The organism is Larkinella sp. (assembly GCF_965227735.1).
GTDB lineage: Bacteria > Bacteroidota > Bacteroidia > Cytophagales > Spirosomataceae > Larkinella.
The window spans coordinates 721,842-735,543 of record NZ_OZ245776.1 but is presented as its reverse complement, the minus strand read 5'-3'; the positions used below and the strand labels follow the sequence as shown (position 1 = coordinate 735,543).

Annotated in this window: 10 protein-coding genes; 2 read left to right on the top strand and 8 right to left on the bottom strand. The window is 38.6% G+C overall.

The features are described from left to right. The first annotated feature begins 777 nt into the window (after nucleotides 1-777). Nucleotides 778-1,602, top strand: coding sequence for a hypothetical protein (locus tag ACO064_RS02925; protein ID WP_421825918.1), 825 nt, complete (start codon nucleotides 778-780; stop codon nucleotides 1,600-1,602). An 812-nt stretch (nucleotides 1,603-2,414) separates the two neighbouring features. Here ACO064_RS02925 and ACO064_RS02920 read toward each other — a convergent pair. The 7 genes from ACO064_RS02920 to ACO064_RS02890 all read right to left on the bottom strand — a co-directional run bounded on the left by ACO064_RS02920 (nucleotide 2,415) and on the right by ACO064_RS02890 (nucleotide 12,327). Continuing rightward, nucleotides 2,415-4,388 (bottom strand): hypothetical protein, encoded by a 1,974-nt coding sequence (locus tag ACO064_RS02920; RefSeq protein WP_421825917.1) that lies wholly within the window; start codon nucleotides 4,386-4,388, stop codon nucleotides 2,415-2,417. A 171-nt stretch (nucleotides 4,389-4,559) separates the two neighbouring features. Further along, complete coding sequence (locus ACO064_RS02915; protein ID WP_421825916.1) at nucleotides 4,560-5,552, bottom strand: trypsin-like peptidase domain-containing protein; 993 nt, start codon at nucleotides 5,550-5,552, stop codon at nucleotides 4,560-4,562. Then, the gene (locus ACO064_RS02910; RefSeq protein WP_421825915.1) at nucleotides 5,539-6,690 is read right to left on the bottom strand and encodes a hypothetical protein; all 1,152 of its coding nucleotides are present in this window, start codon (nucleotides 6,688-6,690) and stop codon (nucleotides 5,539-5,541) included. Before ACO064_RS02910 ends, ACO064_RS02915 begins: the two co-directional genes overlap by 14 nt. A gap of 1 nt (nucleotide 6,691) precedes the next feature. Next, complete coding sequence (locus ACO064_RS02905; RefSeq protein ID WP_421825914.1) at nucleotides 6,692-9,232, bottom strand: hypothetical protein; 2,541 nt, start codon at nucleotides 9,230-9,232, stop codon at nucleotides 6,692-6,694. Further along, nucleotides 9,225-10,079, bottom strand: a complete 855-nt coding sequence (locus ACO064_RS02900; RefSeq protein WP_421825913.1) for a hypothetical protein — start codon at nucleotides 10,077-10,079, stop codon at nucleotides 9,225-9,227. The genes ACO064_RS02905 and ACO064_RS02900 overlap by 8 nt, the downstream gene beginning before the upstream one ends. Before the next feature lie 5 nt (nucleotides 10,080-10,084). Beyond that, nucleotides 10,085-11,050 (bottom strand): TRAFAC clade GTPase domain-containing protein, encoded by a 966-nt coding sequence (locus ACO064_RS02895; RefSeq protein WP_421825912.1) that lies wholly within the window; start codon nucleotides 11,048-11,050, stop codon nucleotides 10,085-10,087. Further along, a complete protein-coding gene (locus tag ACO064_RS02890; RefSeq protein ID WP_421825911.1) occupies nucleotides 11,050-12,327 on the bottom strand; it encodes a GTPase-associated system all-helical protein GASH in 1,278 nt (425 codons plus the stop codon). Before ACO064_RS02890 ends, ACO064_RS02895 begins: the two co-directional genes overlap by 1 nt. Before the next feature lie 133 nt (nucleotides 12,328-12,460). Here ACO064_RS02890 and ACO064_RS02885 point away from each other — a divergent pair, with 133 nt between their 5' ends. After that, nucleotides 12,461-12,973, top strand: coding sequence for a hypothetical protein (locus tag ACO064_RS02885; RefSeq protein WP_421825910.1), 513 nt, complete (start codon nucleotides 12,461-12,463; stop codon nucleotides 12,971-12,973). Between the two features lie 149 nt (nucleotides 12,974-13,122). On the opposite strand, the gene ACO064_RS02880 is transcribed toward ACO064_RS02885, so the two are convergent. Beyond that, nucleotides 13,123-13,650, bottom strand: a complete 528-nt coding sequence (locus ACO064_RS02880; RefSeq protein WP_421825909.1) for a hypothetical protein — start codon at nucleotides 13,648-13,650, stop codon at nucleotides 13,123-13,125. Nucleotides 13,651-13,702: the final 52 nt, after the last annotated feature.

The window sequence follows — 13,702 nt, the reverse complement described above, 5'->3', positions numbered from 1 at the left end:
CAGCAAAAACGCCTGTATTTCAAGGCTTTTATAGACTTGGTTAGATTGTCTTAGAGAGTTAAATGGCTGGGGTGCTAGGATTCTAAAGTAAAATTTAAACAATTGATTTATATAGTGATGATAATTTTAAATCAGGATCATACCCCTATTTATACCCCACTGTCGTTTAATGAAACGTAGTTAAGCAAATTTATATTAGATTTTTTATATTAGCGGAATGGGCCGTAAAGAAAAACATATTGATCTAACTGAAGCCGAGATTGTTACCTTGCGGGAAGGATCAAAATATCATCCTAAACCTAGTTTAGAGAAAAATGCCGGGCGCTCCTGCTGAATCAGGTCGGGGTTACGCTTAAACAAATAGTCATCCATCAAGCGGTAAATCAAATACAGTGGGTAGTTGGATCAAGATATGGCAGACCGTCGGTATTGTTGATTTAAATCGGAAAACAGGACAAGGGCGTGCTCCGATTTTAAATATCAACAATGCAATACATACTCGCTATTTAGAGAATGCAGTTGAAGCCCACGCTCAAAACATAAAGGCTATTCAAGCGGACTTGGTCAAAGAATTGACCACCCCATAAGTTCAGACACGGTGAAACGCTTTTTAAAAAAATAATTATTCGTGGCGACGCATCCAGCAGTACACACGATTAATTTCAGTGAGCTTATTACCAAAAATACACTGAATAATACCCAGGTTAATTCTGCATAATTATTTATGTTATTAAAATTGTAATTATAATATATATTATAAGATCTTAAAATATCGAAATGAGTTGCTTAAGAAGAAGGATAAAGATGATGTTAGGGTTAAAAAAAAGCTCGAATGGAGCAAAATCAATTTTTGCTGGAAACGCAACGATACAAGGCAAGATTGTTATAACTAATAGCTTAATATCAAAACAGATTAAAAATGAGATAACTAATGAAAAAGTACATGTAATTCATGCATGGGGTAATTTCTTTTCTAGTTCAATTTCTGCACTTACAGCTGTAATTGCTTTAATAATAGCATTTCTTCAATATATAGATAAGGAAAAGGCAGTAAACGAAAAAGAAATGGCCCTTGCTCAGAAGGAAAAAAGTTTTCAAGAGAAAATGAGAGCCGATAGTGCTAAAATGGAAGTGAAGAAGATTTTGTTAGATCAAACAGAACGTATTAAAAACGAAAGAGATTCCCTTCTACTTATATTAGCATCATTAAATAAAGAAAATAATAGATATGTGATTAAAAGTAATTTTAAAATACGAGGTATTTATATAACCAAACTCTTTGTTCATAAAAATGACAAAGTTTCTTTAGAAGCTACTGGAGTAATAGAACTGGGTAAATTTACTGGTGCTTCAGGGCCTAATGGTATAGAATCAGGAGTTTTAGGTCTTCCTATTAGTAACAGCTACAGGATTGTATCAGAATTTAATTTTGGTGTTTTAATGTATAGAATTGGTAACAATGATTCCTGGATTGCAGTAGGATCAAAAAATGAATTTATTGCAAAGGAAAGTGGGTATTTAATATTTCAAATTAATGACAGTGAGCAAGGTGATAATCAAGGAGAATTAAAGGTAAGTGTAAAAATTTCGCCAAGTGTATAATAAAAATATTTCGATATTACATTTTATGACTATATTATGCTGGATGTTTTCTTTAAAGGTTTGTAACACTTATCATGGAAAGAGAGTAACAAACCAGGAATGCCCATTACAGGTTTGTAACGAAGAAGCATTTATTCCCAATTGTTATTAGTTTAAATAAAATCGACGAGAGCGATGGCAGGCGGTATTTGCGCTGCTTTTTAGCCCGAAAACGGTCGCGCAGCAAAGCCGTCGGACTGGGAATGCTGGTGATGGTTAGTTTCCGGGGCGTTATGAAAAATCACTTACATTTTTCGATTCTTTTCCCAGCCTAATAAGCCGCCTGAAGTTGAAAATAGTTATTGCAATATACAGCGCAGGCATCGGCCTTAGGCTAACACAGGCAAGAAGATTCCCCTCCCCAGCGAGCTGAATCGGCAAATCGTCCAATGGCTAAGAATCTGGTGATGATTGGCAGCCAAGTTACAAGGTAAACAGCAAACCGGGATTAATCGGCTGATGAAGTTAATAGATTGACATTTTTACGCAGCAGCGCTTAGTAAAATTCCAGGCGCTGCTCCTTATATGCATTAAGCTTTAGAGCGGCACGAGCAAGGTGAGACTACAATCATTCCTATTCTATTACGGGCGTGTGATTGGCAAAGTACGCCCTTTAGCAAACTACAAGGATTCCCTAAAGACATGAAACCAATTACTGCCTGGAATGACCGAGATGCCGCCTGGACAAGCGTAGCAACCGGAATTCGGTTATTGGTCGAAACCTGCAAATGTAGAAAGTTGGGGTATCCTATAGTTCAATAAAGTATATGTGATTACTCTTCATATTTTCTCCTTTGATTTTCTATCTCTAAAGTAGGATCATTTAAAAATGAAATAAGTTCTGACAAAACTATTAAATCCATTTCTTTTTGATCAGTTGTAACATTGGTTACAACATGTGTTACACCATGATAATGGCGATAATGAATATTATAATCGTCCAATAAGGAGGTAATATGAAAGTTGCCTTTATAAAGATTACCTGTCTCCCAAACAATCACCAAGCTTATATCATTAGAGTTTTTTGTTTCATCAGAGATATCTTCAATAAGGCCATCTAATGAATATTTGTATTCTAATATTTCCGGATTAGAGTAAAATGGAAGATCATTCTCACTAAATTTTTCAGATAAAATTCCTAAAGGGTTTTCATTAAATTCATATATATGATGTTGTACAGGTTTATCAATTATAATCTTATAAAGACCGTCATAAGTAAATCGCTCATTTGTTGACATTAACCTAATACCCCGAATAACACCTCCAGCAATTAGCTGATTAAATAACGCTATTACATCTTGTTCACGAGTTGGTTTAGATGTAATCCCTATTTTTCTTGTAGGTAGAAAAAACTTATCATTTAACAAATTTAGAGGGTTTTTTTCTTCATAAATATTCATCTCATTTTTCCAATCAGATATTTTCTTACTTTTTATTATATCTGTCACAGTTCCTGTGGATGGTTTTAGATACGGCTTAAATTTATTTAAAAATTTTGTACTTATTTTCTCAGTAACATTTTTGCAAAAATCAACAATATCTTTCTTATAACCCTTCCTACCCAAATCAGGACTATAATTAACAAAATGAAGTAAAAAATGAATTTGATTTTGTCTTCCTATATAACGTTGGAGAGGAATGGTAAATATTTCGCCTTGTGGCATATTATTTGAAGCGATTTGAAACCCTCCGCTAATAATTTTATAATTTGATCTTAAACCCAAGGAATCATTGAAATCTGAAAAAATACGGGCTGAATATGTATAGCCACAATAAATAGTTGGCATATGCTTTCGCATAATAGCATTATCATCTTCGTCTAATTCAATAATATTATTTATCTCATCTGTCTTCCAATATTCAAAAATACAATCAAAATTTTGGAGAGCGCTTGGTAACCTAGCCTGTAATCCCTTCTTCTTATAGTATTCATCAGTCTTTTGTTGCAAATCTCTTATCCTAATGGATCTTTTTACATTAGGTAAATATTCGGTGTATAAATAACTTATACCTTTCTTTATCAATGTGTCTGATACATCATTTGGGTCTATAATTTCTAAATAGATTTCGATTCCTTTATTTTCAAAAATGGCTCCTAGGCCGGTTTTGATAGAAAGGACAGAAAACCAGGAGGCTGCTGAGGTAATACCAATCCATGTTAAATCTTTAGGATGTGTTGTCGAATCGACATGTAACGTTACTGATACGCCTTGACTAAAACTACTGAATTCATTATCATTCGGGCCGCTATTGTCATGTTCTACCTCAGGATTTCCAGATGGATTTTCGTCAAATAGCCAATTCCTCGCATTAATCATTTTGCCACATACTGAAAAATCATCTGATTTGGCCGCGATTTGAATATAGTTAAAACCATATGCAAGATATGTAGCACCAACACCTTTATGTCCCCTAGTCTCGCCTGATTTAAAAGAATAAAATGGAATCAAAAACTGGTTAAACTCAGACTTATTTAAGCCCATTCCATTGTCAGTTACTGTTATATTTTGTTTTTGAAGATTTATAATTATACGAATTTTAGGCTCATAATTTATTTCATTCTTTTTCTTTCTTGATTCAACTGAATCAAGTGCATTCTGAATTAATTCACTAAATGGATCATACCAGCCAACATATGAACCTAAAATTTCCTTTATCTCTCTTCTTAATGCTTTTGTCGCTGCCTCAGTATCTGCAACTGACTTATACTTTAGTGGATCAAATGAATCAAAATTATTGCTTTCCATATTATTTAAGTTTTTACATGTGGCGTTTTTGACTTGAAAAATATTATTTTCTATACTAAAGATGGCCTCTTTAAATATAGGCGGTCATTTACTTACTGCATTGTACTTTGTTTTTGGTCATAATAATATTCCAGTCAACTTAATCGTTTTTCGAGAGCTAAAGATTGTTAATCAAAATTTGTCTGGCTGGATCTCTTTTAAAGCTACTATAATTTTTTCTATGTTAATGCCTTGGTTGCGTAAGTAAACATTGGAACTAACGGTTTCTTTCGCAGTACCGGAACTGTTGTGTAAGGCTACTACCTCCCACTTACTATTAAATACTGGCGACCCTGAGGAGCCTGGCTCAGTATCGGTCAGGTACTGGATCGTACGGTCATCCGCATAGGTTACGATGTTTCGGTACAATCCTATTTGCTTATAACGGCCTCCGGGATGCTGAATGATATTGACAAAGGAGCCTATTTGTAATGACTCAGCCTGTAACTTCAAAGAACCAAATTCTTTATTTGCATCTCCATCAATCTTTACAATAGTCCAGTCATCAGCTTCAGAAGTAAGAAATATAGACTGCGGAGACAGTTTAAAAGCCCTTACTTCTTTAAGATGTCCGGGTTTTATCTCTTCATAATCAAATTCGATAGCCGCATTGCTGGCATCGTGTTCATTAGATATTACGTGGTTATTGGTCACTATCAAATTTGAATCAATTAAAAATCCGGTCCCTAGCCGTGTGCCTTTGGCTGTTGGAAGCACAATTCTCACTACACATTTAGCTGCCTCGATACCTTCTGTTAAAAAATGAATAGGTAATAAAGTGGAAGTATTTCCAAGTATCTTCTCGAATTGCGCATCCGGAAGAGTTCTATGCCAAGGAGCCGTTTTAATGTCAACTCCAAGATCATATAGAGCATTTGATTTATATGATATCAAATAGGGGTTTTCTGGAAAGGCTGCTATTAATGCATTGACTAATGCCTCTAATTTTCCGTTCCGGTCAGCAGTATCAAGTATACTGAACCAAAGATTTGCAGATTTTGAATCAAACCTGATCTGGCTGACATTGATGCCGGCTTGTGCCAGAAAAGGTAAAACATCTTCTTTGAAGGGTAATAGTATACTAAGGGCATCATTTAATTGAGTAAGGTTTTTATTCCAGCTCATAAATATCGGATTGTTCGATTAATAATCTTTGCGTAAGTTCTAATAGCAAATTGGATGTGATGGATAGATGAACAATCTGCACCGCCATTTTTACTGGGGCATCTTCTATAATCAAGCCCATGTTTATTCCACATTTCTGGGCAAAGACGCGCAGGCTGTAGGGATCTTGATAAGCTGCGGCAATTTTAGCAGTCAGCTGATCAACCCTCAGGTTCTCAACGGCCGTTTGGTTCATCCTCTCCTTAATTAACGCTAATTGTGCCCTAGCATAGTCGGATTTAAGATCGGCTGGCGTTTGATATACCGTATCAAATAGTGGCTCGCCAACATCTGGATTAATTAAATATTTGCCGTGAATGCCTTCCATAGTTCGATAGTCCTCGAAAAAATCCTGAATGCCTTTTTGCTGATTCTTACCACTGACCGGAACATTACAAAATACATAGTCCCATTTCAGTGTATCATCCTGTTCATATTCCATGATGGAACAGGGATCATAATAAAGATCTGAAAACCGGTTCGCTTTCTTTACCTGATTAGGATGTCTCACCACAAGATATCCACGGGGCAACAGGTCGGTGATAGCAAAATGTTTAACCCAATCGATTGTCATTTTTTGCCAGACCCCTTGAACAGATTTCAGCAGATCGCCATTTTTAAAGTGATGGTGAGAGGCAACTTCAGGACTGATAAGCAACGGTATACCTTCAGAACTAATAGAAGATGAAGTAATACAAGCTAATGAATAGCCATCATAATCGGGCGGAAGTTTTAAACTTCCGGCCCCGCTCAATACAAAACCTGATTTATCATTAGGCCTGTAAATGCGTCGATCAATGTTTAAGGGAGTAGTATTACTTAGTTGACGACTAATTATTCTAGCTCCGCGCGTAAATCCAAGGCCAGGAACGCGTGGCACCCAATCTGAAAAAGCAAACTTGTAAAATTGCAATGATCTATTCCAATAATTTTCCGGCGCATTGATCACTCGACGCCAAAACTGAGAGCTGCTATGAAACCTTTGCTCTATTTGAGGTTCGGCATCTACTACTCCGCTTCCCACCAGTTGGTCGGCTTTGGCATAGTTTTCAAGGGATTCCATAATGGAACCATCTTTGATAATACTTGTTAGATCCATTTTATCTAATAGTGGTTATCGCGCTCAGCTCACTAAGTAGTATTCGGAGTTGTTCGCGTTTGGCAGGCACGTTGATTATCATTTCCTGTACAAGTTTTTCAAAAGTTATGCTTTTCATTTTCCCTTTTTTCAAATCTTGCAAGGCATAATGCCAGATCACCTTTGCACTTTCTTTATTTCTTAATTCTGCTAAGTCACCTCCAGCTTTCTTCCAAATGATCCGGATCTCGGTTTCTTCTTCATAAATTTCACTACACAAATTCTCAAAATGAGATAACCACTCCAACTCGGTCATAGACCAAGTTCCTGGCATATTAGAAAAGGTATATTTGACTTTTAATCTTTTCCAAAGATCCAGTAGGTCCAAGCATTGGCTTAGAGCCGGTTTATAGCTGTCGTTATAGCCCGCCTTTTGATAAACTACTGTTGCGCAATTGCGCCAGTTATTTCGCTTGATCAGATTCCCTAGGCGGATTGCATTGACATTCGTATCGATCTGACGCGAATAATTTATATGATCGATAAGAAATTGTTCGGGTAATGAAGGGAAAAGTTCAAAAATACGCAGAATATCTTGCCAGCTTTTAGCATGGCTGCGCATATAATCTTCTGCGATATTGAGCGAAAGTATTGCCTCTTTCAATACCGGTTCTAGATCAGCAGTAGTGATCAAATGTTCAAGCAGTGAGCTGCCCGTCGCTTTTAAAAACTTTTCCCTAACAGATACAGATAGTTTTTCCCAGACACTTGCCCGTTGATTATAATTGCTCAAATCGGCTAAGGTTGTCTCCGCAAACCCTGACAGCAGCATGTCCGACATGGGGACTCCATCAACTAAACTGTCTAGCACACGTGTTAAAATGGATTGAAACTCGCTGATACTCCTTTTTTGTTTGGCCGCCTGATTTAGCTTTGCTAATATGAATTCCTGCCATTGAGGATTCTCCACTTCTATATCTCGCTCCAGCTCAGACATCTCGACCGGCAAGCCCAGGGCAATCTCAATAAGTATTTGATTTTTATATGTAATGGCGGACTGAATAAATGCAGTCGGTAAAAATTGGTTAGCGATAATTGTAAGTGATGGTTTATCGGTGCTGGTCAGCGCGATTTGTTCTTCTATAGCCTGTTCTGGCCGCAGATATTGAACAATAAGTGAGGCATGAAGTCGAAACCAGTTTTGTTTTTTAACTAATGGCAGCAGTTGTACTCTAACCTGCTTATTCAATTTTTTAGGTAGAGTGTCTATGAATTTATTCTCGGCGGATTGGTCACGCTTGATGAATCTCCAAAAATAGGCAATTGCTTTTTCGATTGTCTGCCACAGTATCCAGCTCATTTTCGCATCAGCAGCGCTGATCTTATTGAACTGTTGTTCAACACTGGTGTCAATGGCAGTGATCCACCAGGAACTCTCCTGAGTTTCTAACCTTCTTTGTAACGTTTCCTGTAATAGGTCTGCTTTTTCATCCTTCCACCAGGAAGTCAGCATGAAAGTCACTTTTGAGCTTAGTACTGATGGGGAAATGTGAAGAGCCTTAAAATCAATATTTGCAAGCGATAACAGAAGGAAATTGTCGACCTGAGGCTGATCTAATTGTTGAATTAATTTTGTGATAACTGCTTTTTTTATCGGCTCACCGTCTGTTTTGGAAGGCGATAAAACTATGATCAACCGCAAAAGTTGTAGCAATTTACTATTACTAATATGCGTCAAATTAACGTAATTGGTAAAGGCCAATTCGCAAAGCTGAAAGCTCTTGAAATCATTGATTGTATAGTTTAATTGTTGCAGAAAAAGCGCAAGTGGGGCAGCTTCGTCATCTTGCAGCAAAAGCTTGATTGAATGTGGTGTAGGGTTATGAGCAGATTTATTATTATCGTAGAGAAATTTCTGTGGCCATCGGGGCAATAAAGCAATTGGTGTAAAATAAAGCTGGTAATTAGCAGTCTGGATATCATTGGGATTAAATGATAAACGAAACGTGAGCAGGTACCTGAGCGAGGGTATTATAGTATTCCATAGGCTGATGTATAGGGCAGGCATTTGATGATCCAACGGAATAACGAGGTACTGATCCGCTTTTGCGGATAATAAGAATTCTAGAATTGGCAAAAGCGCGTCCTGGCTGTCTTTGATTAATAATGAGGGAGTGGAGGCCTCGGAAATTTGCAACGATTGAAGCCTAATCGGCTTTACCGCCGGTATCTCAGCTACAAACAGAGAAAAAATTGCTTCCAGATTGCAAAGCTTCGCCAACGATTTTGCTTCTACGATTATAGCATGGGTAAATACCATACCTGAACGACTTGTTTGCGAATCTGGAAAAGTCTTAGTGAAAATCACGAAGCTTTCATAAGTATGACAACCGTAAAAAACTCCGGGATTGACATCTGCCGGCTTGCTAACAGGCATATCCGTCACCCTTGATAAAAAGGCAAGCAAACGTTTATCGTCAAAACTGACGCTTAACAATCCATGTCCGCGGTTCATTTCCCCAAAATAACACTGTTCTGCGGTAATCAATGTCCCTTCATCCATGATGTATTAGGGAAATGATACCCGTCAGGTCTGTATCCTCCAGTCCGTTTTCATTGACCCAGTAACCGAACTTTTCAGGACCATAATCCAGGTAGTCTTCATCGGGTATTTTTTCATCGAGTTTTTTGCCGGTGGATGACAAACCGATGATCGTCAAGTTTTTATTTGGCCAATTGGCATGCAAGAAGGTGTGAAACATGGGTAGCTTTTGCATTAAAGCCTTATCCGGCTCTTGCATTTCGGGATTGGCTGCCTTGTATTCGTCCCAGCACGATAGCATGATGGTCAATTGGGGCAGATAGTTTGGGGATAAAAAACTTGCTTCTTTTACTCGAACCAGCATCTGTAAGAGTTCGGTATAAAATGCCTGATCACCAATTTGAAAGCTATCTTGGTTTTCTTTAGCACGAATTTTACTGATTTCACCGTATTCTGGCATTCCGCGCGTGATAATATCTTCAATCTCTTTGATATTATTTATTTTAATCAACAAAAGCCAGGATGTGCTTTGGGTAACTCGTTGTTGCCAAGCATCATTCAAACGACGTTCGGTGACTAAGTTTCGAAGTTGCTCTCCTGCATAATCAGGATAGGTGAAATTAATTTCGGTACCTTGCCCATTCACCACGCAGAAAGCAATATCTTGGTGAAAGGCAGACGGGGTATGTTCGATTTCCAAGCCTTTGGAAAGCCGCTCGAATCCGGCTTTAAAGATTTCCAAATTTTCTGGTGTGGATTTTGGCTTCCAACTGGCTTTGGGAGATTTGAACAACCGTCCGAATAGCTGAACCGCAAAATGTGTTTTCCCTGTATCCTTATCGCCGAGTACTAATATATTTTCTTCCATACTGACTACGTTCTTATAGAAAGGAACAGGTCTTTTGGTTGACGCAGACCAATGACCGGCAAGTCAACTAATTTACCTTCTGTTGCTGCCAGCAGGTAGGCGAACAGCGATAGAACTTGCTGTTGCCAAAAATCCGTGGGCTGCCTCGCATTTTTATAGGCGCTGACTTTAAAATCTGGAATGGGAGTACCGTTTATTTGCAAATGGTCAAGTAGATTTTCTCTCATTGCCGGGCGAACTGGAATATCCGATTTTGTCCAAGCCAGCACGACAGGTCGATTATTCAGCTTATTGACAAGTCTATTAAACAGGTCTTTAATCTCATCCCGTGCTGTACCTCTATTTGAACCAGAAAGCTCATCACAATCCGCAACCAAAGCGAAGGCACTGCTGTACTGGTGAATCCAGTTCGGTGATTGAGCGGTTTCTGCTCCCTCATTTACCGCCCAATCTTTAAACCATTCTCCTTTGGCATCGGTAATCAAGATATCTCGTAGATTCCCCTTTTCGTTTTTTAAGGCTAGGTGTAAAAGACCTGGGATCCGACCAACTGTACCGGGTGTATGGGGTGGAAAAGTAATGTGGTTTCCGGCTTTCCAAGTCATATAATAGGCCAAGGTTTCCCAAGCAGGAAGGGTTAGCGAACCAGCGAAACGGTAATTCCTAATTTTATGACCTTGCCTTAACAAGCAGTATAGAACGGTTAATAAAGTCGTCTTACCCGAATTTTGAACGCCAATAATGCCGAATACAGAAAGGGAGCGGCTGGCGGCCAAGTCAGCAATGTCTCGTTGTCCCAGGCTAACACCGGCCCATGGTATGAGTTGGGCGGTTTCCTGCATTTTTTCCGGTTTATCTTTTTGTGTTCGCTCCGGATTATAAAATTTACATTTGTTGATCGCTTTTAGGGGATAGCCATGCATACAACCCATAATTTCCGGCATACAATCTTCTTGTTGGCAGTCCTTCATTATTTTATGTTGATTTGAGATGCCTGAATATCATGAAAGAGTAGCGTTGCCAGTTGCCTATAACTGATTTTTAATTCGGGAGAAATGCCAGTTCTAGCTAACAACTCATCAGGAGTAATTTTTTTTGAAACCATCCCAACTACAAATGCACCAAACGAAACGCGTCCCCGTTCTGGTAGATCAATACTGTTTGGCATTTTGCTGGAAGCGTCTATCAGTTCGCTTAATACCTTGGCTATGCTTCTATCGGTCTCATCGGTACCAAGGCATGACAATACCGTCTCCTTTAAAATGTAATCGATACTTATTGGGTAAACAGCCTGGGTACTTGCTGCCAGATCAATAGCCATTGCTAGTGAAACCTGAGCTGCGTCCATGTCACGGTAACTCTTTTGATTGGAGGCAGAATATAAGGCTTCTTTCCACCATAGAATTTGACTCCTTAGCCGCAGCTTTTCACCTGATTTCAAAGAACTTTCTAAGGTATTTGCTAAGTCATTTTTAAAACTGGTGAAAAATTCATTGATCGGCTTGTCGATATTCATCGCGTTCAAGGAGGCCGTTAAGGTGGTGTACGCGTTTGAAAAAACAGTAAAAAAACTTTCAGCAGCTTTAGTTGAAAATTCTGTGGCCCATTCCTGTCGTAATTTACTGTGGGCATTACTATAACCCTGGTTAACAATTTGTATTTGTTGCTCGCCGTTCATCACAGCCTCGCCCAATCCTTTCTTCAATGCTTCTTTTTCGAATTTAACATTCGGAAGCGATATTTTTCCCAATGTAAATTCAGGAATATTAATGGCTTTAATATTGGTGCTCAGTTCCCATTCTGATGTGGCATTGCTTTCCGCTAGCTCTCCGGCTTCCCTAAGCCATTCTTGCAAGATTGGCGTTTCATTACTTGCGCTAACAAAAGGGAAAAAATTGCTGCCGGTAAGCCATATCAAATTTGCGGTGACTTTGTTTTCCTGCCTCAGATTGTATAACGATTCCAGAATTATCGCCCTTAATAAGGTAGATGGCCTATCTGTATATTTGTTACGAACCAAAGGCCATTTCTTTTTTAATAATTCTTCCACTTCATCAAGGATAGGCTCATCCTGAGGAATGTGTTGATCCAGAGCTACTAAGGTTGCAGCGATGATCTTACTTTTATTTTTAGAGATCGCTTTTTCAAAAAGAGGAATGGTCGCTGTTAAAAACTGATAATTTGAATTTTCTTCAGCGATGGTAAAAAGCCGTGCGTCCAGAAACAACTGTAAATATTTAAAAGCCATAAAGCAACTTAGTATTTATGAATTGAATAAACATATAGTTCCAAATATCGGAATTTTAACTTAACATAGGGGCTAAAAAACTTGCCATTCTGATAAAACTAATATGCTGCTGATTTACATTACAATTGCCTAAATGAATATCACTAAACCTACTGAGATATCTACTCTTGAAAGAGCCAAGCGGCTTTGCACCACTGCCAGCTTCCTAGTCGTTTTACAGTACAGACGTATGCGAATAGAGGAGCCGGAAGATGGAAACTTTATGTTTCGCGTTTTGGCGGATTTTCAATTTTTTATTACCGCTCTCATGAGACTGCGTAAATCCGCAGAGATAGCCACTAAAGCGCCATCTGTTAAAAAAGTCATTAGGCGTGCTATCACAGACTTCGAAAATGCGGTACCAAACCTTACTCATATGCGTGACGTTCTAGAACATATTGATGATTATGCCCAAGATAATGGTAAACATACCTGGATTGAGAGGCAACAATTGGAAGTAGCTGTATGGGATGGGACAACATACGATTGGCTAGGAATAAAATTTAACATTGAAACTGCTTCAGTGGCTGCAGAAAAGCTGTTTCTAACGATTAGAGATATCGTGGACCAACATTTAAATGCATCTGACAGAAGTACCCTAAATTGATTTGTAATTCTTGACAGTTTTAGTGGAGATGATTTTCGAGCCTGCCAATCTGATTCCATATTAACTAATTACAGCCTCAACGGGAAGCTTACAATTGCGAGTCTACTTATTTCCGATTGCGGATTCTTGCTTAATATCTCTTTTGGAGGTTACCGGGAAAACCAATGAAAGGCACGCTCCACGGTAGTTTTGTTGGCATATATATCGCGGAATTCTACTTTCAATGCAATAGAGCTTAGCTGCTGTCTAATCTGCTGAACCTGATCCTCACTATCCTGTTCTTCAACTCTGGTTTCGAAGACAGTCAAATGGGAATGGGGCAAAACGACTTTCTGTATGGACTCGCTAACACCAATTTGGGTATAAGACCGTGCACTGAGTTCCATGCAATCTACAATTGTCATGTATTGCTTGCCGTCTTTGATAAAAATGAGTTTGTCGATGATCATCGGCCCCATGCCATTATTCGTTATGCGAACATAAATATGGCCCTGTCGATCCTCCAGATCGATTTGCCCTAATGGTTGGAGCGATTTTCCGTTGTGCGTTCGTTGCAGGTGTAATTGATAGAACGTTGCAGACAAGGCGAGCCACGAAATCAGTATCGAAATATACCCCAGCATTGCCCCTCCTCCACGTTCACACTGATGAATTAATAAGCCTGGAATAAGTTGCATTATGCAACTATTTTCTAGGCAACGAAAGTCATTTTTACGTTAGCTCAATCGT

Bases quoted from the DNA above. Each gene is read 5' to 3' on its own strand.
- ACO064_RS02925 (WP_421825918.1), top strand. From the start codon at position 778: ATGAGTTGCTTAAGAAGAAGGATAAAGATGATGTTAGGGTTAAAAAAA.
- ACO064_RS02920 (WP_421825917.1), bottom strand. From the start codon at position 4,388: ATGGAAAGCAATAATTTTGATTCATTTGATCCACTAAAGTATAAGTCA.
- ACO064_RS02915 (WP_421825916.1), bottom strand. From the start codon at position 5,552: ATGAGCTGGAATAAAAACCTTACTCAATTAAATGATGCCCTTAGTATA.
- ACO064_RS02910 (WP_421825915.1), bottom strand. From the start codon at position 6,690: ATGGATCTAACAAGTATTATCAAAGATGGTTCCATTATGGAATCCCTT.
- ACO064_RS02905 (WP_421825914.1), bottom strand. From the start codon at position 9,232: ATGGATGAAGGGACATTGATTACCGCAGAACAGTGTTATTTTGGGGAA.
- ACO064_RS02900 (WP_421825913.1), bottom strand. From the start codon at position 10,079: ATGGAAGAAAATATATTAGTACTCGGCGATAAGGATACAGGGAAAACA.
- ACO064_RS02895 (WP_421825912.1), bottom strand. From the start codon at position 11,050: ATGAAGGACTGCCAACAAGAAGATTGTATGCCGGAAATTATGGGTTGT.
- ACO064_RS02890 (WP_421825911.1), bottom strand. From the start codon at position 12,327: ATGGCTTTTAAATATTTACAGTTGTTTCTGGACGCACGGCTTTTTACC.
- ACO064_RS02885 (WP_421825910.1), top strand. From the start codon at position 12,461: ATGAATATCACTAAACCTACTGAGATATCTACTCTTGAAAGAGCCAAG.
- ACO064_RS02880 (WP_421825909.1), bottom strand. From the start codon at position 13,650: ATGCAACTTATTCCAGGCTTATTAATTCATCAGTGTGAACGTGGAGGA.